Genomic DNA, 23599 nt, shown 5'->3' on the forward strand with positions numbered 1-23599 from the left:
CGCCCGCTCCCGCGGCGACGCCTGCCTTGCCGGCGGCGGCCGCACCCGCCGCGCCCGCTGCTCCGGCTGCGCCCGCATCCACTCGAGGAGAACCGGCATGATTTCGCAGCGGCCGCTGGGCGAGACGCTGGGCGCGTTTGCCGACGTTGCCGAACTGCTGACCGCGGGTGCGGCGCAGGGGCTGCAGGTGCGCTCGCTGGCCATGGAGCTGCCGCTCGACCTGCGCGTCGCGCGCGGCGCCGGCGGCATCGAGCTGGTCGGCGACCTGCCGCAGTTCCTGACCCGCACGGCCTTCGATCCGGAGCCGGCGCGGCTCGTGATCGTCCTTGAAGCCGTGCCGGCTGGCGGAGCGGGGCAATGAACAGCAACGCCAGCCTGCGCCTCGAGGATTTCATCCAGGCCGTGCAGAGCCAGCTCGACAACGCGCAGGCGGCGATGGCGATCAAGGCGCGCAACCTGAACCTGCCGCTGACCTTCGCGATCAAGGACGTCAACCTCGATTTGCGCGCCCATGTCGAATTCGTCGAAAGCGAGGTCTGGATTCGCCCCGCCGGCCCGGGCGACACCGACAGCAGCACCTTCCATCTCGTCTTCACGACCATCACGCGGCCGGCGATCGAGGAGAACGCGATCGCGCTGTCCGAGGACAGCAAGGACCAGCCGCTGGACGCGCTGGGCGACGAACTCTCGGCCGAGGACCGCAAGCGGCTGGAATGGGCCGGCGTGCGCACGGTCAGGCAATTCCGGCAGGCCGAGCAGCGCGACATGGTGCATGCGATCGGCCGCGTCACCAACCTGTCCGTGGACCGGCTGCGCCGGGCGCTCGACCGGGCGTCCGCGCCGAGTGTCGAGCGGGTCGAGCCCGTGGCGCCCGCCACCGACGCGCTGCCCGATGCGTCGCCGCTGCTGCGCGTGGTCGGGCGCAATCTCGTCAATGGCGGGCACGCGCCGCTGGTGCGGATCGGCAATCGCCCGGTCGCCGTGCTGCAATCGGCGGACGACGAGCTGCTGCTCGCGCCCGGTCACGACCAGTGGGCCGGCGAACTCGCCGTGTCGCCAACGAGCCGGCATGCCGCCGCCGTGGCGTTCGACCTGAGCGCCTTCGCGCCGCCGCCGGCGCCCGCCGCGAGGCCGATGACCCTGGCCGCCGTTCCCGGTCAGGAGGAGACGCGGCCATGACGATCCATGCACTCGGCACGCCGTGGGCGTCGCCCGGCGAGCGGCAGTTCAGCCTGCCGACCAGCCTGCTCCTGAAGCTGGCGCTCGGCGAAGCGCCCGAGCATGTGCCGTCGATCCGCGACGTGACGCGCGGCGCGCTGGCCGCCGCGCAATGCATCGACGGCGGCCCGGTCGACCGCATCGTGGTCGCGTTCGCCGGCCGCTTCCTCGCGGTGCGCCCGTTCAGCGCGCTGGCCGGGCGCTGGGTGCCCGGGCAGGCGCACCACGGTTACGACGCGGTCGAACAGGCGACGGGCATGGCCCGCACGCTGCTGCTGCGCGTGCCGGCCGGTACGCCGATCGGCGCGCTGTGCGACTCGCTCGCGCAGCTCGCGAGCGTGGAGAGCGTGACGCCCAACTACGTGGCGATGGTGCCGATGGACGCGCCCGGCCGGCTGGCGCCGGTGCCGCCGGCTGCGCGGTTCGCGCAGGATGCCCGCGCGCTGGTGCGCATGGCCGACGCGCATGCGATCGAGCGGGGCGACAGCGGCGTCACGGTCGGCCTCATCGACAGCGGCATCGCCCGCCAGCATCCCGAATTCGCCCACGCGTTCCGCGCGGGCGCCGACACGGTGCGGCTGGAGCCCGGCGATCTGTCGCCGGGCGTGCAGCTGCTGAGCGGCCACGGCCATCGCGGCGATTTTCCCGAGGACCGCTTCGTCGGCCACGGCATGGGCTGCGCGGGCATCATCGCCGCCGAGGGCGTCGCGATGCCGCGCGGACTCGGCGGCGATTGCCGCATCCTGCCGATGCGCGCGCTGGCGGCCGCCCGCCTGCCGGGCAAGGCGCACGCGGTCGGGCTCGGCGCGATCGCCGACCTCGACCGCGCGCTCAAGCTGGCGGTCGACCTCGGCGCCAAGGTCATCAACATGAGTTTCGGCACCGACGATGCGACGATCGCCGCCAACCGCCCGAAACCGCATGCCGACACGATTGCGTATGCCGCCGCACGCGGCTGCATCCTCGTTGCCGCGAGCGGCAACGACGGCAGCGTCACCCGCTACTGGCCCGCCGCCTACCCGCAGGTGATCGCGGTCGGTGCGGTGGGCGACGACGGACGGCCCACCCCGTTCTCGACGCGCGGCCCGCACGTCGCGCTGTGCGCACCGGGCGAACGGGTGCTGACGAGCGCGATCGAGGCCTATCAGCTTGCAACCGGCACCAGCTTCGCCGCGCCGTTCGTCGCGGGCGCCGCGGCGCTGCTCGTCGCGTATGCGCAGCGCCGCGCCTATCCGCTCGACGGCGCGACGGTACGCGATCTGCTCGTCGCCACCGCCCGCCCGTTCGCGCCCGGCGCGGCCGACGGCTGCGGCGCCGGCATTCTCGACGCGGCGGCGGCGCTGCAGGCGCTGTCCGGCCGCATCGATGCGTACGAAGCGGCGGGCGACGACGGTTGCGCGGGCAAGGAAGGCAGTGCCGACGACGGCTGACTTGTGCACCGGATCCCGTTCATTCCCTCGAACCGACCGGATTTCAAGGAGAAGTTAAATGTTTCATGTCAATGATCAAGTCCGCTTCCTCGACTTCGTCGACCTCGAGACCCGGGCACGCGACGGGCTGGTCGATATCGTCAACCGGCTCGAGTCGCTGAAGCGGCCGCTGGTCGCTGCCGAGCGGCAGCAGCTTGCCCTGTGCAAGGCCATTCTCGACGTCGTCTACCGCAGCAAGACGTCGTCCGGCGACGTGGCAGAGGTCTGCGACCCGCTGTTCGTCGCCACCCGCGCACTGCTCGCCAGCAAGTCGCTGGTCAACCCGCCGCTGCTTACCGAGGACGAAGGCCGGCTGCAATTCCGCGAGGACGACGCTAAGCATTCGGACCACGAGCCCGCGTCGATCACGCTGGTCGCGCTGGTGCTCGGCATCCTCGCGGTGGACGGGGCCACGCCGCCGCCCGTGAAGGTCGCGGACGGCAAGATCGTGCCGGACGACGACAACGGGCTGATGAACGCGTTCACCCGCCAGTTCTTCGCGGCGGTGGGCGAAGCCAATTCGTACGGGGCGCTCGCGCAGCGGGTGCTGGCGCTGCTGTGCATCGAGGGCGATCCCGACGGCCGCAGCGGCCAGCAGCAGCCGGGCGTGGTCGCCACCGAATTCGCGCGGGTGATGCGCGGCCTGCAGGCCCGCAAGATCCAGGCCGACGAGCCGCAATTGCGCCGCCGCATCAACGAGGAGCTGAACACCATCCAGAACATCGGCGGCGAAGATGCGATCGCCGATCTCGGCATCGACCTGCCGAACCTCGAGGATCTGGAGGACGCGAACATCGTCGCCGACAACGTGCGCGTGATGGGCCCGATGATCGTCGCCGCGATGTTCGACGAGCTCAAGGTGTTCCAGGTCGTCGACCGCATCGTCGAGCAGTTCCAGCACGGCACGCTGCCGATCGGCCCGGGCAATGCCGGCAAGCTGCTCTATCGCTACTGGCGCGAAACGCCGAACCGCATCTCCGAGCAGGAGCGCAAGAACTTCGCGGCGATCACGCTCGGCGTCCCGGGCGGCGATCCGAATACCGCGGGCAACCGCGAATTCAACGATCTGTGGATCCGCTTCGTGTCGTCGGTGTCGTCGTTCGTGCGCCAGACCGAGGTCGACGCGTTGCTGCGCGCGAGCGTGCCGAACCCGATCAACCACCAGCAGGTGCGCAAGGCCGCCCGGGATCTCGCCGGCAACCTTTCGCTGCACGGCTACGGCATGGCGCATTACGCCGCGCGCGAGATCCAGTCGCAGGTCAAGTTCATGATCGACCTGCTGCAGGACCCCGAGATCCGCGGCTGCTACGGCGCCAAGGACATGTGGCAGGTGATCGACCAGGTCGCGACCTACGATCTGGGCGGCGCGCGCACCAGCTCGCGCTATCGCACGCTGGCGACCTGCGGCACGATCATCACCGCGTGGCTGGCCAACAACGTCGACCGCGTCAACAAGGCGACCGGCCCGCTGCTCAGCATCGACCAGATCGCCAATCCCGACGTCTCGTCGAACCACAAGTCGACCGTCGATCCCACCGACTACGACCTGGTCAACGCGTGCGAGCTGTGGCTGGCCGATACCGCGACCACCGATACGCAGATCGAGCAGTTCTCGCAGCCGCGCGAGGCGCCGCAGATGACGTCGAAGCCGGTGCCGATCCCGGCGATGGCGCGCGAGATGCTGGACGGCGTCGGCGATATCGGCGCCGGCATCGGCCTCGGCACGGGCGTGCCGGTGACGGCGGGCTACGGCGTCGGCACGCACAACGGCGCGAGCTACTACTCGAACCGCCCGCACTGAACCGGCGTTGCGTGCGCTGCGCCATCCCCGAACCCTGCCGGAGCCGAGCCATGCCCCTGACCTCAATCCGCGAGCCGGTCGTCGCCCGGGTCGAACGCCGCCTGAAGAGCGCCGCGCGAAGCCTCGGCACCGCCGATCCTTTCGCGCCGTCGCGCGACCTGTTCCTGCGCACGTTCGGCGACGGCGCCGACGATCTGCGGTTCCGCGACAACGCGCTGATGCCGATGGCGGTGCCGTTCGAACCCAGCTTCTCGGAAAGCCAGCCGGGCAAGCTGCGTTTCACGATCGAGCCGCTGCCGCCGGAGGCGTCCGCGATCGACCGGCGCGACGCGTCGACGCGCGAAATGCGCAAGCTGATCCGCGACTTCATCGGCCGCGAAGCGCTGCACTGGTTCGACCAGGCGAGCGAGCCGTTCCGGGGCTTCGCCCGACCGGGCGGCAACCTCGACTACGGCGCGTTCTTCGGCTCCAGCTACGACCGCGACGGGCTCTACGCGTCCAAGGTGTATTACGAGCTGCCCGGCGACGCCGGCACGATCGAGAACCTGCCGCGCGACCTGGCCGGCATCGTCCAGGCCGTGCTGCGGATGGTGCCCGGGCTCAAGCCGCTGTTCACCACGATGGCGGCCCAGCGCGACCTCGGCGGCCAGCGGCTCACGTTCGCGTGCACCCGGGCGCTGCGGCTCGCCGATCTGCAGCCGGTCATGGACGCGCTCGGCATCGGCCATCGCCTGCCCGGCATCATGCAGCTCCTGGGGCTGGTGCTCGGCGGGCGGTTCGACCTGCCGCCGCACGGCGCGCTGCTCGCGTTCGGGCTGGGACCGGACGGGCCGGATTTCGAGCTCTACGTGCTGCTCTCGGCGATCCCCGACGTGCCGCCCGCATTCCTCAGCCTGCTGACGATGGGGCTCGCCGAGCGCCCGCGCGGGCTGCAGGCGCTGGAGCAATGGATGGGCGCGTTTACGCCGGAGGACGCGCACTGGCCGGGCCGCTTCTCGATCATCAGCCTGCGCACGGACGCGGCTTGCCCGGCGCGGGTGAGCCTCTACCTGCGCCCCATCGAGTTCGAGTTGCCTGTGGACGCGTTCGCCCAGGCCAGCTGAATCCGAATCGCTTCGTCACGCGTTTCCCGCGAGGTCGCCATGTTCCCGCAAGCTGCCCGTCCCACGCCGATCGCGCCGCCCCCGCGCGCCGCCGCGGCCGCCCCGCGCCACACGCCGCCGGTGCCGGTCGACGCAGTGCGCCACGGCGTCGCGCAGATGCTGACCCGATCGCAGGCCTTCAACGCGATGCCCGACGCCGATCGCCGCGACATCGCCCGCAACACCGCGTTGATCGCCGATTACCTGGCGCGGCCCGAGGGGTTTGCCGGCCACGAGATTCCGGGCGGGCTGGGCACCGCCACGGCGCGCGCGCTGGACGACAACACGGATCATTCGGCGCACGAGCAGGATTTCAACGTCCACAACCAGGCAGTCGAGGCCATCGGCAAGTCCAAATTCACCGCGTCGGCCGCGCACGAAGGCGCCGCGGTGGCGGGCGAGCTGCTGAACCAGGTCAAGTTTCCGACCTTCGTCGCCAGCCTGATCAGCGGCGTGTTCCAGTCGATCACCCACAGCTCGATCGAGCAGATGAAGGCGTATCAGGAAATGATCGCGCAGGTGGCGAAATCGCTCGGCCAGTTCGCCGACGAGCACGTGACCGAGAACCAGGCGCGCGATCACATGGTCGACCAGTTTCCCGACCTGTTCCAGATCGGCATGGACGACAGCGGCGATACGCCGAGCCCGCGCGTGCAGGTGCGCGACGGGGTCGACCCCGACGAAGCGTCGAAGACCGTGCGCGCCCGCCTGCAGATGGGCGACGGCGACACCTTCGACCTGTCCGACGAGGCCTCGGAGCTGGCCATCGTCAACCGCTTCAAGATGCAGCTCGCCAAGCAGCGCCAGCAGATGCTGGCGTCGATCGTGCTGATGGGCATCAACCGCATCGTCGTCACCGACGGCAAGATTTCCGCGAAGATCATCTACGACGTGCGCGCGCAGGACACGCTCTCCAAGCAGCGCAGCGCCACCGCGGTCGACCTCGCCCGCGACAAGGACGGCAACGTCCAGACGACCTATGCCGGCAAGGGCACCTACGACCGCGGCGGCAAGTACGACTCCAGCAACGACAAGGACAACGGCCGCCAGTACAGCGCCGACTACTACGCGAAGGGCGACTACGAATACGAGAACAAGCCGATCATCACCGCGTCGACCGCCGCGTCAGAAACCAGCAACGCGGCGATGCAGACCAAGATCCAGCTGTCCGGCGCGGTCGACGTCAATTTCAAGAGCGACTACCTGCCGCTCGACAAGATGGCGACGCCGCAGATGATCGCCACCATCACCGGCAACGCGACGCCGGCCGATCCCAACGTGCTGCCCAGCCCGAAAACGCCGCCGGCCGGAGCCGCACCCGCACCCGCTGCGGCACCGGCCGCCGCACCGGCCGCCGCGCCGGCTCCGGCCAGGGGAAACTGAGCCATGCGCCTGTCCGCTCCCCCCGACGCGCTTCACCCGGTGCGGCCGCCCACGAGCGCCGCCGCGTTCGACGCGACGCGGCCCGAGGTGCGCCGCCTGCTGACCGCGATTCCGTCGTTCCTCGACCTGCCCGACGACGAGCGCCGCCGCATCGCCGCCGATACGGTGCGGGTGCTCGCGTACCTGGCCGATCCCAACGGCGTGCATGCCGAGATCGCCGAGCGCGAGGCGAACGGCGAACTGCCGCCTACCGGCCTCGCGCGCCCCGTCGCGGCACCGCGTCCGGTGCCGGCCGCCGCCGCGCTGGCCGACGATCCCGTCACCGCGACCAAGCGCCAGCTGTCGCAGGATCCCGGCTTCGCCGGCAAGGACTTCCAGGCCGGCGCGGTCAAGCAGGGCGTCGAGCAGTTCGGCCAGATGGTGCAGAAGGTCGATTTCCCGAAATTCGTCGGCGGCCTCATCAAGAACGTGTTCCAGGCGATCGTCGAAAGCTCGATCGAGCAGATGCGCGCGTATGGCGAGCTGATCGCCAACGTCGCCAAGACCACTGGCCAGTTCATGAGCGACAACATCAGCGAGGGGGCCGGCCGCGACTATCTCGCCGATTCGTTCCCGGACGTGCTGTCGGTGCAGGCGCAGGACGGCGCCGACGCGTTCGACGCCGACAGCGCCGGCGCGGCCGCCGCCGCGGCCCCGTCGCGGCTGGTGGCGCAGGGCGACAACGCGCCGCAGCGGCTCGCCGAGATCAGCCGCAACTACAACCTCGATCCGCCCGTGACCGACCTGTCCGACGACAAGTCCGAGCTGCGCCTCGTCACCGCGGCGCGCCTGCAGATGGCGAAGCAGCGCCAGCAGCTGCTGTCGTCGATGGTCATGCTCGGCATCAATCGCATCGTCGTCACCGACGGGTCGATCAACGCCAAGGTGGTGTTCGACATGCGCGCCAGCGACACCGCGAAGCGCACCTATACCGCGTCGATGCACGACCGCGAGAGCCAGAAATACAAGGAATCGCTCAGCGCCCACTACGGCAGCTGGTACACGCCTTATTCGGCCGACGCCGCGTTCGAGGGGCAGCAGGAACACGTGGCCACCGTCGGGTCGGCGCTCGACGACACCAGCGAATCCAAAGCCGAGGTGAAAGCGAAGCTCTCGGGCGAGGTCCGCGTCAACTTCAAGAGCGACTACCTGCCGCTCGACAAGATGGCGACGCCCGAGATGATGTCGGTGATCCAGGGCAACTCGACGCCGTACAACCCCAACAAGCCGGCCCCCGCCGCCGGCTTGCCGGCCGGGCAGCACTGAATCATGGCGCGCATGCTCATCGCCCCGCTGGCGGATGCCGGGCTCGCGGTCGCCATCCGGTCGGGGGAGCGGCTCGTCGAGCGCGCGACCGCGCACGGCCTGGCCGTCGCGCTCGACGAGCTCGGCGACATCGCGATCCCCGATCCCGTTGCCGCGCGCGTCGACAAGGCGCAGCTGCGGGCGCTCGCGTCGCTCTATCTGGCGGCCGATCTCGAGCCCGCGGGCGTGATCCCCGCGGTCGAGGCGCTCGCCGGCTTGTCCGCGAGCGGCGCCGTCGACGTCGATCTCGGCGGCGCGGGGCCGCTGGTCGCCAACTGGTGGCGCCACCGCGCCGAGAAGCTGGCGGCCGGCGAACGCGCGGCGTTCTATTCGCGGTTGTTCGGCACCGCGTACGGCCCGGCGGCGGCGGATGCCGAGCGCAACGTCCAGTTCGAGGAGTGCATGCTCGCGCTTTGCGAGGCGCTCTACAAACTCGACGAGACGCCGGGCGCCGACCCGCGTGGAGATCTCGGGCACCAGGCGCGGGTCCGCAACGCCGCCCGCTCGCTCGCGCAAAACCTCGGCGCCGCGTGTACCGGCGTGACCGCGTTCATGGCCGGCGAGATCGTCGGCATGCTCAGGGACGCGTTCGCGATCCTCGGCCATGCCGACATGCGTCAGGGCTTCGGTGCGCACGACATCTGGGGCGTGGTCGCCGGCATCGGCCGGCTCTCGCGCCAGCCGCCGCGCCAGCCCGCCGCCCATGTCCGGCGCGGCAAGGCCGGGATGACCGTGATCGCGTGGCTGGCGGACGTCGCGGATGCGCTGGGCGGCGCGTCGCCGCTGGTGACCACCGACAATCCGGTGATCGCCGCCGCCGCCGAATGGCTCGAGGCAACGCTCGGCCTCGGCGAGAAACCCGACGGCCAGGCGCCTGCCGCGCCGGACGCCGGCCGCGGCGTGCCGCCGGCTTTGGGGCCGGCTGCGCCGGAGAACCCGTGGGCGGCACTCGGACGCTGACATGAAACCTCGTCGCTCAGGCCGTCGCGATGCGGACGGCACAACCGGGATACCGACGGCGGTGGACGCGCCGTCGCCACCCCGGCCGCGCGCTACGCGTCGCGGGACGCGCGACGCGCGGCGGAGCCGTTGAGATGGCGGCGGCCGCGCGCTCTGCGCGTTCGCCGGTGCTGCGGCCCGACGTTCGCCACCGTGTCCGCGAACTGCTGTCCGCGCAGCAGGGCTTCGGCGCCCTCGATCCGGCCACGCGCCGCGATCTCGCGTCCGGACTGGTACGGATCGGCTCGATTGCGCTCGACCACGACGCGCTCGCGGCGCGTCCCGGCGCGGCGCTGGCCGTCGCGCAGAACGCCGGCTCGGACTATTCGGGCACCGCCATCGACCGGATGGCCGGCACCACCCGGGCGGTGCTCAACGCGGTGTCGTTCCCGCGCTTCGTGACCGAGCTGATCACGGGTGTCTTCAAGGCGATGAACGATTCGAACCAGCAGCAGCTGACCGCGTTCGTCGACCTGATCCGCAACGTCGCGCAGACCACCGAAGGCTTCGCGGACAGCAACGTCGGCATCGCCGGCGCGCGGCAGTGGCTGGCCGAGCATTTCCCCGCCGCCTACCAGGTCACCGGCGACGACGAGGCCGCGGACGATGCCGACGAATTGGCGGGTCTGCCGCCGGACGAGCGCCGCCAGCGCCAGCAGGAGCTGCAGGCCGAGCGCGATGCCGCGACCCGGCTGACGTTGCGCCCGGGCGCGTCTCCGCCGGCCGAAGCGGCGCTGCGCAGCGCACTGGGAATGGGGCCGGGCGACGCGGTCCCGGCTTCCGATCCCGAGCGCCTGGTGCCGCTCGCGCAGCAGGTGCTGGCCCGCAACCGCCAGCAGTTGCTCGCGACGATGGTGCAGATGGGCCTGCAGCGCATCGTCATCGAGAGCGGGCGGCTCAACGCCGCGATGAATTTCCATATCGACGCGAGCAGCGCCGCCGCCAACGACCGCGGCTCGCAATTCGACACGCGCAACACGGTGGGCGTGAGCGGCGGCGCACGCTTCGGGCCCTGGGGCGCGGAGGCCAATGTGCAGAGCACGATCGGCTACGTGTCGACCGACCGGACCCAGACGACCGAGAGTTCGCACGCCGACGTCAACCTGAGCAGCGGCGTCGAACTGGTGTTTCGGACGGACTACGTGCCGTTGAACCGGCTGGCGGGCGTGGGCGACGTCGAGCGCATCCGCGTCAACACGATCAATCCGGATGCCGAAGCGGCGCGCCTGTCCTCCGATCGCGCCGCTCTGCGCAGCGCCGAACAGGCCGACCTGGCAGCTCGCCGGACCTCGCTCGACGGCGGGCTGCGCCCGCCGCCCGGCGCCGCGCCTGCGGCTTCGGGTTCCGCCGCGTCAGGCTCGGCAGGGGGAGCCGGCGCCGGCCAAGCGTCCTCGTCGCCACCGGCTGCGACGCATACGCCTGCTCCGCAGCCGCCTTCCGGGCCTGGCGCCGCAGCGTCCCCGTCGCCAGCGCAATCCGCTGCGGCAGCACCTCGATCGCCTGCCGGCGCAACGGCAGCGGGACGCCGCGCAGCGTCCTGAGCGCGCGCCCCGGCAGCCGTTCCCGAAGCGTCCGCTTGTTAGGGTTTATTTAGCGTTCGCTTGTCGACCCACCGAGCCGACGACATCGCCGCGCTTCTGCCGCATCGCTGGGCACTCGCGACTGCGTGATTGGCACCGGTTTACTCCGAGGGATGCCTTCGCCGGGAGCTTACGCAATTGCAGCGCTGCGGCTCGGAACACCGACTCTCTCTCGGGCGTCGTCCCCCTCTACCGCGTTAACTTTGAAATCCCCTGCCGCTATCCGCATGCCGTTGATATTTGGCTGGCCCTGGATTTTGTTGTCGTGTAATCGCGTGTAATTGATCTGGCTGCGTGCTCGACCTAATTTTGAGTCCGGGAAACATTGTGTGCCCGGTTCGCTGAAAATTGCCACGGAGGCTGAAATGAGTAATATTATCAATGTAGAAGTCGTTTTCGATGCGGGAGCTCTTTTGACTAAATATGGGCATCAGGACATCGGCTCCAATTCGCCGGGGGGGAAGCCGGACAATCCATTGGGCGTTTGGTATGAAGATATTTACATGGTGGGGTCGAAAAATTACGTCATCGATGGTCAGGCGACGGCGCAATTGAATATCAAAGCAAACGTCGGTGACGAGATCCGGTGGGCCGGAATCTCGCTTTCCGAGAATATTAGCTACAGCGTAATCCTCTACGAAATCAATTGGAATCCAGATAAGAAAAACAGTGTGCAGGTGACGCCCGATCCAAGCCCGAATGTCGTGTTTCCGATGGTTCCGATTCCAGATACGAACAATCCGGTGAAATACGGGATTCAAACTGTACCTGAGTATTTTCTCTCGTCCAACATTTCCGTACGTGGCTGGGAGGCGTATCTGGTCAAATTTTATATCACGCAAAATGATTCGGGTACGCCGACGACGCTTGGATATTTCTACTGGGATCCGTCGATTGACGTTTCGTGATTGCGTCAATCGCGGAAAAGCGGTGCGCGAGCTGAATTTGTGTCGATGAGGATATTTTAAATAGAAGTGACGATTCGTGTCATTTAAGTGTGTGTCGGCCTTTTGGCAGGATAAGTGAAGCCTGCTACTACCACACCATCCATCATGCGGCGCCAGAGGGCTGACCAAGCGCCGAGTACGAGAAAGTAAACGATATATCTACCGAATTTACAAACCAGGATTTTCGGGCGAATGAGCTGGCTGTCAATCCCACGTCGAGCTGGGCGAATGTCGATGGAGCGGTTAAAGCCAATAGTCTGATCGCACCGATCTTCGTTGATGGAAAAATATTCGCGTTCGCACAAGACTCGAGTAATACCTTGGATCTGTTCGCGATCGACTACACCGGAACGGGTGCTTGGTTGAATTACACCTACCCGATCACAGCAAGTCCTGCCGTCGCCGCTCCCGTCACGCGAGCGAACAAGAGTTACATGGGCGTGGCGCGTCTGGTGTCGAATACAGGTATCCAGGTCAGTTATATTCCCCCGGCCGGGCCGCAGCCTGCAAACGTAAGGCAGTCTACCATTCCTGCCGATGGATTGTCGAATGGGACGGCATTTTGCCGACGCCTTGCAAATCGTTAAAAACTCTATTGACCGTTTCGAAGTTTTTGCACTCGACCAAGCTGGCAACATGTGGCAGACGATGGAAGCCGATGACAATGTTCCGGTAAAGAAATGGTCGAAATGGGCCAAGATTGGAAAGGATCTGAACAGCGGCGCAAAGGAATTCAGGGCAATTCTAATGACCGGCGGTCAGTATAAGGATTGCGTCCAAGTGGTGGCGGTGGACAAGGATGGGAAAATGCGCCAGGCGACGCAAACGCAGGGGCAATATGGTTCCTATGGCCAATTCGCTCTGGTCGGGTCGTATGATAATCTTTCGTCTTCGACTCGCTTCACACCGAGTCCGGCCGCGGTTTTCGGGCCGTCGATCAAGAATATGGTGTATGCGGCCTACAATGAGTCTCCGTTGAATCCTAACGACCCGTTGGATTATCTCGTGGAAGGTTCGTCATCCAATGAATGGAAAGTTCTTGATACGGATTCAGGGCCACAGCCCATTGGTGCTCCGGTATTGGCTGCTTCCGCCAATAAGGTGTATCTGATTTGGATGGTAGATGGGGGGCAGTTCTGTCTGGCATACTCAACTGGTTCGCCCACGAATTACTGGGGAAGTTCATATCAAAAGGTGGGTGTGGCAGATTCGAGCTTTACCGGGAGCGTGACGGCAGTGGCTAACGATAATAATGTCGGATTGTTTCAAGTGCTTCGGGATGGTACGGTGGCCTTCATTAATTTTCGTCCGAGTTGATGGGGCTCGATGTCAATACGTGTGATTGGGTGCGGTGCTGTTTCTGCTGAGTTCATTGCTTTCGATAGGACCGCTGGTGGCTGGAATAATGGGCAATTCTGCCGCTTCCATTGTCGATCGACGATGGGACGCATCGGAACCGAATTCCGGCCACACTTTCTGTCTTGGTGACCAAGTGTTCTATCGTGGGAGAAGTCGCGGCGTCGACGGCGCATTCGTCCGCACTCGCATTTCGCCTGGCCGCACGCGCGGCGGCCGGGCGACCATCTGCGCGTGTCGGTCGAATGGTTGCCGCGGGACGAAACGCGTGATTTCATCGTCAGCGGCATCGACTGCACGATTCAGGCCGGCGAGCCGTCTGTCCTGCCCGCAGCGCGAACCGCACGATACCGCTGCCGGCAAGCTCTGCCGTGCCGGCAACCGCATGCGGCGCGTAGTACCGCCGATATCAGAACAGTCACTCATCTTTTCTTTTCCCGCTCGCGCGGCATGTTTTCACGCGAGGCTCATTCACGACGAGAACTCGCCTTGTTCATAAGGAGCTTGAAATGCCGGAAAGAGTCGTGGCGAAACAGGCAGTCGGCAGTTATCCGGGCGGCACTCAGAAATCCGGATATAACCTGCCGCTTAACAGGAAAATCAACTTCCCAGTGGGGTTTTCGACCACGCCCATTGTCATTGTGACGGCTCTCCAGGATCCCAGCGTGTCCTCCTCCTATCCGGACACGTTCTCGGTGACGGTGACCCACGTCACGACCACCGGGTTCAATGTCAACATCACCCGGGAAGATTATTCGCGGCCGGAATATTCGGGCGCCGGTTGGGGGCAGAATCTCCACATCTCGTACATCGCGGAAGTCCCGAGTTATTGAACGTGATCGGGCATCGAGCGATTGCCGCGCCGCTTCGGCGTGACGCGTTGATCGTTGCACGTGCCGAAACAATCAACGCGACTCGGGGGCGGCACATGCATCGTTTCGCCGTGAAACGCGCGTAGCGACGCGCCGCATCCGTAGACCGAAGTGAAGTCGTCACCGTTTGCGAAGCAAAGATGTCAATTCGACATCCGACATCGGCCACACGAAGGGAATCCCTCGTGAATTCTTGAGGTTCGCCGATGCGCAATAAGATCGTCACCGGGCGTGGCGTAGCGAAGCCCGCTGTCAACTCCACTCCGCCCTGTTGCGGCGAGCGCAGCTATGGTGATGTGTTGCGCCGATCACCATTCGGCTCGCCATCGCGCCATCGTGATAAGCAGGCTTGGATCGCGGCGTCGCGGGCAAGAATGCCCAGCGCAGCGGAAATGACGTTCATGCGGTTACAAAGATGATGAAGCTGTCTCACGGCTTTCGGCCCAGGAGTCGGCTCCTCGATCAGTTCGGGCACGGGTTCTGCGAACAAGGGCAGTATCGGGCCGAGCACTTCGTGCAGTTCCTTCAACTGAATCTCGAGGCGCGAGGCAATTGCGTGCGCGCTATCGATCATCGTGGTGACAGTGTCGCACGGTTCGCCGCGCATGCGTCGTTCAAAGTTAAATGATTTGTGATCACTCGCCGCCGCAAAATTTTGCACAATGGCGGCAGCGCGGCGTTGCGCCGCGATTCGCCCCCGGCAACCGGCAATCCCGACCACCGTTGTCGCAACCGTTACCGAACCCGAGCCCGACGTGCCGCCGCCCACCGCCATGGACCATCCGAAACGCATCCTGATCGTCGAGGACGACGCCGACATCGCCGACGTGCTGAGCCTGCACCTGCGCGACGAGCGCTACGAAGTCGTGCACAGCGCGGACGGCGCCGAAGGGCTGCGCCTGCTCGAACAGGGCAACTGGGACGCGCTGATCCTCGACCTGATGCTGCCGGGCGTCGACGGCCTCGAAATCTGCCGGCGCGCGCGTGCGATGACGCGCTACACGCCGATCATCATCACGAGTGCGCGCTCGAGCGAGGTGCACCGGATCCTCGGCCTCGAGCTCGGCGCCGACGACTATCTGGCGAAGCCGTTCTCGGTGCTCGAGCTCGTCGCGCGCGTGAAGGCGCTGCTGCGGCGCGTCGATGCGCTCGCGCGCGATTCGCGGATCGACGCGGGCACGCTCGACATCGCCGGGCTGTCGATCGACCCGATCGCGCGCGAGGCGAGCGTCGACGGCGCGCGCATCGACCTCACGCCGCGCGAATTCGACCTGCTGTATTTCTTCGCGCGGCACCCGGGCAAGGTGTTCTCGCGGATGGACCTGCTCAATGCCGTGTGGGGCTACCGGCACGAAGGCTACGAACACACGGTCAACACCCACATCAACCGGCTGCGCGCGAAGATCGAGGCCGATCCGGCCGAGCCCGTGCGGATCCTCACCGTGTGGGGACGCGGCTACAAGCTCGCCGCGCCGGGCCAGCGGGACGCGTCATGAAACTCACGCTCACCCAGCGGCTGTCGCTCGTGTTCTCGGTCCTGCTGCTCGCGTGCTCCGGCGCGTCGGCGTGGCTGCAGATCCGCGCGAACGACATGCGCGAGAAGGAAGTCGTGCAGGCGCTGTCGCGCGACCTGGCCGCCAACATCGCCAACAGCGCGCCGCTGATGGACGCGAACGGGCTGCGCCCCGACGCCGTGCGCACGCTGTTCGGCCAGTTGATGGGCGTGAACCCGAGCGTCGAGGTGTACCTGCTCGACAACGCGGGGCGGATCAAGGGCGACGATGCGCCGCCCGGCCACGTGAAGCGCGACCGCGTCGATCTTGCTCCCGTGCAGCGTTTCATTGCCGGCCAGCCGCTGCCGATCCTCGGCGACGATCCGCGCAGCCCCGACGCGCGCAAGGTGTTCAGCGCCGCGCCGCTGCAGCGCGCCGGGCAGCCGCCGTCGGGCTATATCTACGTGGTGCTGCTCGGCGAGGCGCACGACCGGCTGGCCGCGCGCGTCGACGCCGGCAACGTGCTGCGCACGACGTTGTGGTCGATGGCGGTCGTCGCGCTGCTCGGCCTGCTCGCGGGCCTCACCGCGTTCAGCTTCATCACGCGCCCGCTGCGCCGGCTGACGGACGCGATGCGACGTTTCGACGCGAACGGCGTGCCCGACACGCAGCCGCCGGTGCCGCGCTCGCCGCCGGGCCGGCGCGGCGACGACATCGTCGTGCTCGAATCCGCGTTCGCGCAGATGGCCGACCGGATCGGCGAACAGTGGCGCGCGCTGACGCACCAGGACCAGCAGCGGCGCGAACTGATCACGAACATCTCGCACGACCTGCGCACGCCGCTCACGTCGCTGCACGGCTATCTGGAGACCCTGTCGCTGAAGTCCGACGCGCTCGCCGAACCCGAACGGCGGCGCTACCTGTCGATCGCGCTCGCGCAGAGCGCGAAGGTCGGCCGGCTCGCGCAGGCGCTGTTCGAACTCGCGCGGCTCGAATCGGGCGGCGTGCAGGCCGAGCGCGAGCCGTTCTCGCTGGTCGATCTCGTGCAGGACGTGTTCCAGAAATTCGAGCTGGCCGCGCAGGCGCGCGGCATCGCGCTGCATGCGCGGATCCCGCCGCGCGTGCCGGTCGTGTCGGCCGATCTCGGGATGATCGAGCGCGTGCTGACCAACCTGCTCGACAACGCGCTGCGGCACACGCCTTCGCACGGCGAGGTCGAGGTCGCGCTGGAGCCGCGGGGCGACCGCGTGGTCGTGACCGTGTCGGATACCGGCGAAGGGATTCCGGCGGCGCGCCGCGAAGGGCTGTTCCAGCGGCCGCAGCGGCCGATGAGCGGCGGCACGGTGACGAGCGGCGGGCTCGGCCTGCTGATCGTGCACCGGATGCTGGCGCTCAACGGCAGCAGCATCCGGCTCGTCGATCGGGCCGGGCGCGGCGCGGTGTTCGAATTTGCGCTGGCGGTCGCGTCGCCGGCGGCCGGCGACGCGCGCTGAAATTCGTCAGCGTCGGCGTCCGCGTTCAGCCGCCGCGCTTGCGCCGCACGTCGCTCGGCGTCCTGCCGGTCCAGCGCTTGAACGCGTGACGGAACCCCACCGCGTCGCTGAAGCCGAGCGTCAGCGCGATGTCCTCGGTGCTGAGCGTGGTCGTGGTCAGGTAGTCGATCGCCAGCGCCTTGCGCACGCTCGTCAGCAGTTCACTGTACGACGTGCCTTCGGCCTCGAGCTTGCGGCGCAGCGTGCGCGCGGTGATGCACAGCGTCTGTGCGATCGCGTCGAGGTCCGGGAACTGCCCCGGCATGCGCGTGAGTTCCTGGTAGACGCGGCGCGTGACGCCCGACTGGGTGCGCAGTTCGTCGAGCAGCCGCGCGCAGTGCGACGACACCTGCGCGGCGGTGATCGGGTTCGCGAGCTGCGGTGCGCGCGTGAGCCACGCGGCCGGGTAGCTGAGCACGTTGCGCGGCTGGTCGAACGCGAGCGGGCATTCGAGCGCGTCGGACAGCAGCGCCGCGTGCGGCGGCTCCGGCTGCGTGAACTGCGCACGCGCCGGCACGCACCACGCGCCCATCACGTCCTTGATGATCGTCACGTGCAGCGCGAACTGCATGTCGATCAGGAAGCGGTACAGCGGCTCGTCGAGACAGGGCAGCGCGACTTCGTGCCGGTCCGGAAACAGCCACGATGCGGTGTCGCCCTGTTCGACCCAGCGGATCGCGAGCATGCCGTTCGCGAGCCGGTGATACTTGACCGCCGAGTCGAACGCGTGCGCGAGCGATTCCGAACACAGCATCGCGTAGCCGTACATTCCGTAGCTCGACGCGTGCAGCTGGCGGCCAACGCGCACGCCGAGATCCGTGCCGTCGTAACGGCCGATCGCGTTGCGCGCGGCGCGGAGGAACTGCTCGGGCGACGTGAGCGTGAACGGATCGGCGACGGCGGCCGGATCGAGGCCCGTGCCGTCGAGCACCGTGGCCGGGTCGAGGCCGGCCTCCGCCGCGATCGCGACGAGCACGGCCAGCTTGGCCGGCGAGAAGCGCTTCTCGCGCAATGCGTGGGCGGGCGGGGCGTCCGGCAGGCGGTCTGCGCGGGCAGCCGTCGGGTTCAAGAGCACACTGCGCGGCATGACGGGTCCTGCGTCCGAATCGATATCGTTGACGGAACGCAATTCTGAGCGGGAACGGTTCCGGGCGCCACAGGGTTCACCCTGATGCGGGCTGGCGCACGTGGCCTGCTCGCGGTGCGCGGCCTGACGGATGGGCCTGGCGACCGGCAGGCCGCCGGTGTCGTGTCCGTTTCGATCATCTTTTCGGCCGGCCGAATCATTTTCAAAGCGCGTCGCGCGGGCGATAGTCGCCGATCAGGCGACGGCCCGCGCCACCCAGGCGTGCAGGCCGCCGTGCGAACGGCGCGAGGCCGGCCCGGGGCGGTTCCCGGCCGGGCAGTGCGCTGTCCTCCAGGAGCGAGACATGACGAACAGACACTGGACCGCGTCATATGGCGCGATCCCCGCCGAGATCGACGCCGATCGACATCCCTCGATGAATGCGCTGCTGGACGACGCGATGCGCCGGTTCGCCGACAAGCCGGCGTTCCGCGCGTCGGGTCAGACGCTGACCTATGCGGACGTCGATCGCCAGTCGACCGCGCTGGCCGCCTATCTGCAGCAGGTCGTCGGGGTCCGCAAGGGCGATCACGTGGCCGTGATGCTGCCCAACGTGCTCGCGTTTCCTGTCGTGTTCGTCGCCGTCGCGAGGATCGGCGCGATCCAGGTCAACGTGAACCCGCACTACACCGCGCACGAGCTCGGGCATCAGCTCAACGACGCGGGCGTCGAGGTCGCCGTGGTGTGCGGCGGGTCGATGGGCACGTTCGCCGACGTGGTCGGCGGCACGCGCGTGCGTACGGTGCTGAGCGTGGGGCGCGGCGATCTGGGCGTGGTCGACGCGCCGGCCGGTGCGTGCGACGCGCTGCCGCCCGGTTCGATCGCGCTCGCGGACGCGATCGCCGCAGGCGAATCGCTCGCGTGCGAGCCGGTCGCGCTGGGCGGCGCGGACCTGCTGCTGCTGCAATACACGGGCGGCACGACCGGATTGTCGAAGGGCGCCGCGCTGTCGCACCGCAACCTCGTCGCGAACATCGAACAGTTCGCGGCGATCGTGGCGGCCGCGCGGGTGCCGGGCGAGGAAGTCGTCGTCACCGCGATCCCGCTGTACCACATCTTCGCGCTGACGGTGAACTTCCTGTCCTACTTCGCGATCGGCGCGCAGAACTGGCTCGTCGCGAACCCGCGCGACATGGACGCGTTCATCGACGTGCTGAAGGCCGCGCGGCCGACCGTGTTCGTCGGCGTGAACACGCTGTACGCGGGGCTCGCCGGCCATCCGCGCCTGAAGGAAGTCGACTGGTCGCGGCTGAAGCTGTCGGCCGGCGGCGGCGCGGCGGTGATCGACGTGATCTCGTCGCGCTGGAAGGCGGTGACGGGCAACTTTATCCGCGAGGGCTACGGGCTGTCGGAAACGTCGCCGGTCGTGTCGTTCAACCCGCAATCGATCGACGCGTTCACGGGCACCACGGGCCTGCCGCTGCCGTCGACCGACGTGAAGCTGCTCGACGACCAGGATCGCGAGGTCGCGATCGGCGAAGCGGGCGAGATCTGCGTGAAGGGTCCGCAGGTGATGACCGGCTACTGGCAGAAGCCGGAAGCGAATACGGCCGCGTTCACGGCGGACGGCTATTTCCGCACCGGCGACGTCGGCGTGTTCGACGCAGCCGGCTTCCTGCGGATCGTCGACCGCAAGAAGGACATGATCATCGTGTCGGGCTTCAACGTGTACCCGAACGAGGTGGAAGCCGTCGCGACCGCGCTGCCGGGCGTTGCCGAATGCGCATGCATCGGCGTGCCGGACGCGCGCACCGGCGAGGCCGTCAAGCTGTTCGTGGTGCTGGCGCCGGATGCCGACGTGACGGAGGCGCAGATCGTTGCGCATTGCCGCGAGAGCCTCGCGGCCTACAAGGTGCCGAAGCTCGTCCGCTTCGTCGACCGGCTGCCGAAGTCGACGGTCGGCAAGATCCTGCGCCGGGAACTCAGCCGCACCGACTGATGGCGCCGAGGCGCCGCGCGGCCGCGGCGGCGCGGCCCGGCGCGCCGAAGGCCCCGAAGGTGACGCGCGGGCCGCTCAAGTACAATGCGAGCGGTTCGATCGACGGGGACGCGATGACCGGCTCAGATTCACTTTCCGCCCGGCCCGGGCGTGCGCTGCCGTCGCCGAGCGCGACGGTGCCGATCTCGCTCGTCAACGGTTTCCTCGCGAGCGCGGGCGCACAGCGCGACGTGGTCGAACGCTATCTGCGCGGGGCCGGCATTCCGATCGAGCTGCTCGGCGAGCCGCATGCGCGCGTGACGGAGGAGCAGTTCTCGACGCTGTACCGCACGCTCGCGATCGACCTCGACGACGAGATGCCCGGCATCTTCTCGCGCCCGCTGCGCGGCGGCACGCTGAAGTATCTGTGCCTGAGCCTGCTCGATGCGCGCAACCTCGAAACGGCGCTGCATCGCTTCGGCCAGTTCTTCCATATCCTGCTCGACGACTTCTTCGTCGAATCGAAGCGCGACGGTCTCGTCGCACAGGTGCTGCTGCGCCCGAACGAGGCCATCGGCCCGATCGGCGCGCTCGGTCAGGAGCTGATGCTCAAGCTCGTGCACGGCGTGTGCTCCTGGCTGATCGGGCAGAAGATCCCGCTGCTGCGGATCGAGTTCGCGTGCCCGCGGCCGCGCCATGCGGTCGACCACCTGTACTTCTTCACCGGCTCCGTGCAGTTCGACTGCGAGCGCACGCTGATGCGCTTCAGCGCGGACTACCTCGATGCGCCGATCCGGCAGAGCAAGCGCAACCTGCGCAAGTTTCTCGCGCGCGCGCCCGGCGACTGGATCTTCGAATCGTTCAGCGAACAGCTCGTGTGCCATCGCGTGCGGCAGTACCTGTCGGCGGCGCTGCCCGACCTGCCCGCGATCGACCAGGCGGCCGAGCACCTGCATTGCTCGGTGCGCACGCTGAGCCGCCACCTTGCCGCCGAAGGGACGACGTTCCAGGCGCTCAAGGATGAACTGCGGCGCGACATCGCGATTCAGCGGCTGACCGATACGCCCGACACGATCGCGGCGATCGGCGCCGATATCGGCTTCGACGATCCGAGTGCGTTTCATCGCGCGTTCCGGCACTGGACGGGGAGTACGCCGGGGACATATCGGCGGCGCGCGTAGTGCGTTTTTTTCAAACCGGTTCCCATAACCGGCTTCCTGTGTTCGCTCCCATGGCCGGCTCCCATAGGCGATTCCCATAACCGGCTCCCGTTGCCGCCGGCATGCTGCGTCGCTTCGGCCCCACCGGCCGGCACATCGATTGCTCACCGTTTTCATCGAAACCGGCTCAGGCCAAACCCTTATCCAGCCGGCCGTTTCCGGCCGCGCCCACGCAACCCGTGGCCGATTTTGTCACCATGTGGGCCGGATATGACAACGGGAATCGGCCATCGCGGCATTACGATGGGTCACGTCGTCGCCCGGGTCCGGCCGGTTCTGCCGTACCGGCCCGGTAGCACGCCTCATTCACCGCCTGATTTGGAACATCGACCATGAGCTATAACGCCCCCGTCAAGGACATGCTGTTCGTGCTGAAGGAACTCGCGGGTATCGACGCCGTCGCGCAGTTGCCGGGCTTCGAGGATGCCGGTTACGACACGGCGCAGGCCGTGCTCGACGAGTCCGCGAAATTCTGCGGCGAGGTGCTGGCGCCGCTGAACGTCGAAGGCGACCGCAACCCGAGCAGCTGGAAGGACGGTGTCGTGACCGCGACGCCGGGCTTCGGCGACGCGTTCCGCCAGTTCGTCGAAGGCGGCTGGCAGGGGCTGCAGCATCCGGCCGAGTACGACGGCCAGGGGCTGCCGAAGCTGATCGCGACGCCGTGCATCGAGATGCTGAACGCGTCGAACCTGTCGTTCGCGCTGTGCCCGCTGCTGACCGACGGCGCGATCGAGGCGCTGCTGACGGCCGGCACCGACGAGCAGAAGCAGCGCTATGTGCCGAAGCTGATCTCGGGCGAATGGACGGGCACGATGAACCTGACCGAGCCGCAGGCGGGCTCCGATCTGGCGCTGGTGCGCTCGCGCGCGGAGCCGCAGGGCGACGGCACCTACAAGGTGTTCGGCACGAAGATCTTCATCACGTGGGGCGAGCACGACATGGCGGACAACATCGTCCACCTGGTGCTGGCACGCACGCCGAACGCGCCGGAAGGCGTGAAGGGCATCTCGCTGTTCATCGTGCCGAAGTTCATGGTCAACGAGGACGGCTCGCTGGGCGCGCGCAACGACGTGCACTGCGTGTCGATCGAGCACAAGCTCGGGATCAAGGCGAGCCCGACGGCGGTGCTGCAATACGGCGACCACGGCGGCGCGATCGGCTACCTGGTCGGCGAGGAGAACCGCGGCCTCGAATACATGTTCATCATGATGAACGCGGCGCGCTTCGGCGTCGGGATGCAGGGGATCGGCGTGGCCGACCGTGCGTACCAGAAGGCGGCGGCGTTCGCGAAGGAGCGCGTGCAGAGCCGCCCGGTGGACGGCTCCGCGAAGCAGCCGGTGACGATCATCCATCACCCGGACGTGCGCCGCATGCTCGGCACGATGCGTGCGCTGACCGAAGGCGCGCGGGCGCTGGCGTATGTGGCAGCCGCGCACAGCGACATTGCCCACCGCCATTCGGACGAGGCGACGCGTGGCCGTCATCAGGCAATCTACGAATATCTGGTGCCGGTCGTGAAGGGCTGGAGCACGGAGATGGTGAACGACGTGGCGAGCCTGGGCGTGCAGGTGCACGGCGGGATGGGCTTCATCGAGGAGACGGGCGCGGCGCAGTACTACCGCGATGCGCGGATCCTGGCGATCTACGAAGGCACGACGGCGATCCAGGCGAACGACCTGGTGGGCCGCAAGACGATGCGCGACGGCGGCGCGGTGGCGAAGGCGCTGATCGCGGAGATCGGCGACACGGCGGCAGCGCTGGGCAGGCTGGACGGCGCGGCGGCCGCGTCGATGAAGGCGCAGCTGGAAAAGGGTGCGCGCGCGCTGTCGTCGGTGGTGGATTACGTGGTGGCGAACGTGAAGCAGGATCCGAACGCGGTGTTCGCGGGCAGCGTGCCGTACCTGAAGCTGGCGGGCGTGGTGCTGTGCGGGTGGCAAATGGCGCGCGCGCTGGTGGCCGCGCAGGCGAACCGCGCGCGCGACCCGGCGTTCTTCGACGCGAAGATCGCGATCGCGCAATGCTATGCGGAGCACATTCTCGTGCAGGCCGGCGCGCTCGAAGCGTCGATCGTCGGCGCGAAGGGCAACGAGAGCGTGCTCGCGTTGACGGAAGACCAGTTCTGACCGGCTGACGGTCGGGACGCAGGAGGAGACAGGATTTTGACCACACAGGACTTGCTTGCGCAATACGGCCCGCGCG

At 67.7% G+C, this 23599-nt stretch carries 20 protein-coding genes; 17 read left to right on the top strand and 3 right to left on the bottom strand.

Annotated elements, in window-relative coordinates; all coding sequences use genetic code 11:
* The 12 genes from ACPUER_RS25320 to ACPUER_RS25375 all read left to right on the top strand — a co-directional run.
* Positions 1 to 361 (top strand): hypothetical protein (locus tag ACPUER_RS25320; protein WP_425132428.1); only part of this gene is annotated, 361 nt, incomplete at its 5' end.
* Complete coding sequence (locus ACPUER_RS25325) at positions 358 to 1179, top strand: hypothetical protein (protein WP_243567112.1); 822 nt, start codon at positions 358 to 360, stop codon at positions 1177 to 1179. The genes ACPUER_RS25320 and ACPUER_RS25325, both read left to right, overlap by 4 nt.
* Positions 1176 to 2648 carry a S8 family peptidase gene (locus ACPUER_RS25330; protein ID WP_425132429.1) on the top strand — a complete coding sequence of 491 codons (1473 nt, stop codon included), beginning with the start codon at positions 1176 to 1178 and terminating at the stop codon, positions 2646 to 2648. Before ACPUER_RS25325 ends, ACPUER_RS25330 begins: the two co-directional genes overlap by 4 nt.
* Before the next feature lie 58 nt (positions 2649 to 2706).
* Positions 2707 to 4488: a hypothetical protein gene (locus ACPUER_RS25335; protein WP_175964029.1), complete on the top strand. Its 1782-nt coding sequence runs from the start codon at positions 2707 to 2709 to the stop codon at positions 4486 to 4488.
* Positions 4489 to 4538: 50 nt separating this feature from the next.
* Positions 4539 to 5591, top strand: a complete 1053-nt coding sequence (locus ACPUER_RS25340; RefSeq protein ID WP_175964030.1) for a hypothetical protein — start codon at positions 4539 to 4541, stop codon at positions 5589 to 5591.
* A gap of 39 nt (positions 5592 to 5630) precedes the next feature.
* On the top strand, positions 5631 to 7013 hold the full coding sequence (locus ACPUER_RS25345; RefSeq protein WP_425132430.1) for a hypothetical protein: 1383 nt from the start codon (positions 5631 to 5633) through the stop codon (positions 7011 to 7013).
* 3 nt (positions 7014 to 7016) lie between these two features.
* The gene (locus ACPUER_RS25350) at positions 7017 to 8318 is read left to right on the top strand and encodes a hypothetical protein (protein ID WP_310133435.1); all 1302 of its coding nucleotides are present in this window, start codon (positions 7017 to 7019) and stop codon (positions 8316 to 8318) included.
* Between the two features lie 3 nt (positions 8319 to 8321).
* Positions 8322 to 9317 (top strand): hypothetical protein, encoded by a 996-nt coding sequence (locus ACPUER_RS25355; RefSeq protein ID WP_425132431.1) that lies wholly within the window; start codon positions 8322 to 8324, stop codon positions 9315 to 9317.
* A gap of 134 nt (positions 9318 to 9451) precedes the next feature.
* Positions 9452 to 10897 (top strand): hypothetical protein, encoded by a 1446-nt coding sequence (locus ACPUER_RS25360; protein ID WP_425132432.1) that lies wholly within the window; start codon positions 9452 to 9454, stop codon positions 10895 to 10897.
* 368 nt (positions 10898 to 11265) lie between these two features.
* Entirely contained in the window at positions 11266 to 11844 is a 579-nt protein-coding gene (locus ACPUER_RS25365) for an AidA/PixA family protein (RefSeq protein ID WP_425132433.1), read from the top strand.
* 588 nt (positions 11845 to 12432) lie between these two features.
* The gene (locus tag ACPUER_RS25370; protein ID WP_425132434.1) at positions 12433 to 13200 is read left to right on the top strand and encodes a hypothetical protein; all 768 of its coding nucleotides are present in this window, start codon (positions 12433 to 12435) and stop codon (positions 13198 to 13200) included.
* A gap of 548 nt (positions 13201 to 13748) precedes the next feature.
* A complete protein-coding gene (locus ACPUER_RS25375; protein ID WP_425132435.1) occupies positions 13749 to 14072 on the top strand; it encodes an H-type lectin domain-containing protein in 324 nt (107 codons plus the stop codon).
* Between the two features lie 325 nt (positions 14073 to 14397).
* On the opposite strand, the gene ACPUER_RS25380 is transcribed toward ACPUER_RS25375, so the two are convergent.
* Positions 14398 to 14886 carry a hypothetical protein gene (locus tag ACPUER_RS25380; RefSeq protein WP_425132436.1) on the bottom strand — a complete coding sequence of 163 codons (489 nt, stop codon included), beginning with the start codon at positions 14884 to 14886 and terminating at the stop codon, positions 14398 to 14400.
* On the opposite strand from ACPUER_RS25380, the gene ACPUER_RS25385 reads away from it, so the two are divergent.
* Positions 14885 to 15607, top strand: a complete 723-nt coding sequence (locus tag ACPUER_RS25385) for a response regulator transcription factor (RefSeq protein ID WP_034185037.1) — start codon at positions 14885 to 14887, stop codon at positions 15605 to 15607. The two genes, ACPUER_RS25380 and ACPUER_RS25385, sit on opposite strands and share 2 nt — an antisense overlap.
* Positions 15604 to 17097 carry a HAMP domain-containing sensor histidine kinase gene (locus ACPUER_RS25390; RefSeq protein ID WP_425132437.1) on the top strand — a complete coding sequence of 498 codons (1494 nt, stop codon included), beginning with the start codon at positions 15604 to 15606 and terminating at the stop codon, positions 17095 to 17097. The genes ACPUER_RS25385 and ACPUER_RS25390 overlap by 4 nt, the downstream gene beginning before the upstream one ends.
* 25 nt (positions 17098 to 17122) lie before the next feature.
* On the opposite strand, the gene ACPUER_RS25395 is transcribed toward ACPUER_RS25390, so the two are convergent.
* The gene (locus ACPUER_RS25395; protein WP_425132438.1) at positions 17123 to 18223 is read right to left on the bottom strand and encodes an AraC family transcriptional regulator; all 1101 of its coding nucleotides are present in this window, start codon (positions 18221 to 18223) and stop codon (positions 17123 to 17125) included.
* 343 nt (positions 18224 to 18566) lie between these two features.
* Between ACPUER_RS25395 and ACPUER_RS25400 the strand changes: the two genes are divergently transcribed.
* A complete protein-coding gene (locus ACPUER_RS25400; protein ID WP_425132439.1) occupies positions 18567 to 20201 on the top strand; it encodes an AMP-binding protein in 1635 nt (544 codons plus the stop codon).
* On the opposite strand, the gene ACPUER_RS25405 is transcribed toward ACPUER_RS25400, so the two are convergent.
* Positions 20185 to 20397, bottom strand: coding sequence for a hypothetical protein (locus ACPUER_RS25405; RefSeq protein ID WP_425132440.1), 213 nt, complete (start codon positions 20395 to 20397; stop codon positions 20185 to 20187). The genes ACPUER_RS25400 and ACPUER_RS25405 overlap by 17 nt on opposite strands.
* On the opposite strand from ACPUER_RS25405, the gene ACPUER_RS25410 reads away from it, so the two are divergent.
* Positions 20378 to 21361, top strand: a complete 984-nt coding sequence (locus tag ACPUER_RS25410; RefSeq protein WP_425132441.1) for an AraC family transcriptional regulator — start codon at positions 20378 to 20380, stop codon at positions 21359 to 21361. The two genes, ACPUER_RS25405 and ACPUER_RS25410, sit on opposite strands and share 20 nt — an antisense overlap.
* Before the next feature lie 371 nt (positions 21362 to 21732).
* Positions 21733 to 23523: an acyl-CoA dehydrogenase gene (locus ACPUER_RS25415; protein ID WP_425132442.1), complete on the top strand. Its 1791-nt coding sequence runs from the start codon at positions 21733 to 21735 to the stop codon at positions 23521 to 23523.
* Positions 23524 to 23599: the final 76 nt, after the last annotated feature.

Origin of the sequence: Burkholderia sp. DN3021, assembly GCF_049805555.1 — a bacterium.
Classification (GTDB): domain Bacteria; phylum Pseudomonadota; class Gammaproteobacteria; order Burkholderiales; family Burkholderiaceae; genus Burkholderia; species Burkholderia pyrrocinia_C.

Coding starts and splice junctions, on each gene's coding strand:
- ACPUER_RS25415 (WP_425132442.1), top strand. CDS start 21,733: ATGAGCTATAACGCCCCCGTCAAGGACATGCTGTTCGTGCTGAAGGAA.
- ACPUER_RS25390 (WP_425132437.1), top strand. CDS start 15,604: ATGAAACTCACGCTCACCCAGCGGCTGTCGCTCGTGTTCTCGGTCCTG.
- ACPUER_RS25325 (WP_243567112.1), top strand. CDS start 358: ATGAACAGCAACGCCAGCCTGCGCCTCGAGGATTTCATCCAGGCCGTG.
- ACPUER_RS25340 (WP_175964030.1), top strand. CDS start 4,539: ATGCCCCTGACCTCAATCCGCGAGCCGGTCGTCGCCCGGGTCGAACGC.
- ACPUER_RS25370 (WP_425132434.1), top strand. CDS start 12,433: ATGGGACGGCATTTTGCCGACGCCTTGCAAATCGTTAAAAACTCTATT.
- ACPUER_RS25375 (WP_425132435.1), top strand. CDS start 13,749: ATGCCGGAAAGAGTCGTGGCGAAACAGGCAGTCGGCAGTTATCCGGGC.
- ACPUER_RS25360 (WP_425132432.1), top strand. CDS start 9,452: ATGGCGGCGGCCGCGCGCTCTGCGCGTTCGCCGGTGCTGCGGCCCGAC.
- ACPUER_RS25395 (WP_425132438.1), bottom strand. CDS start 18,223: ATGCCGCGCAGTGTGCTCTTGAACCCGACGGCTGCCCGCGCAGACCGC.
- ACPUER_RS25345 (WP_425132430.1), top strand. CDS start 5,631: ATGTTCCCGCAAGCTGCCCGTCCCACGCCGATCGCGCCGCCCCCGCGC.
- ACPUER_RS25350 (WP_310133435.1), top strand. CDS start 7,017: ATGCGCCTGTCCGCTCCCCCCGACGCGCTTCACCCGGTGCGGCCGCCC.
- ACPUER_RS25380 (WP_425132436.1), bottom strand. CDS start 14,886: ATGGCGGTGGGCGGCGGCACGTCGGGCTCGGGTTCGGTAACGGTTGCG.
- ACPUER_RS25335 (WP_175964029.1), top strand. CDS start 2,707: ATGTTTCATGTCAATGATCAAGTCCGCTTCCTCGACTTCGTCGACCTC.
- ACPUER_RS25355 (WP_425132431.1), top strand. CDS start 8,322: ATGGCGCGCATGCTCATCGCCCCGCTGGCGGATGCCGGGCTCGCGGTC.
- ACPUER_RS25400 (WP_425132439.1), top strand. CDS start 18,567: ATGACGAACAGACACTGGACCGCGTCATATGGCGCGATCCCCGCCGAG.
- ACPUER_RS25385 (WP_034185037.1), top strand. CDS start 14,885: ATGGACCATCCGAAACGCATCCTGATCGTCGAGGACGACGCCGACATC.
- ACPUER_RS25330 (WP_425132429.1), top strand. CDS start 1,176: ATGACGATCCATGCACTCGGCACGCCGTGGGCGTCGCCCGGCGAGCGG.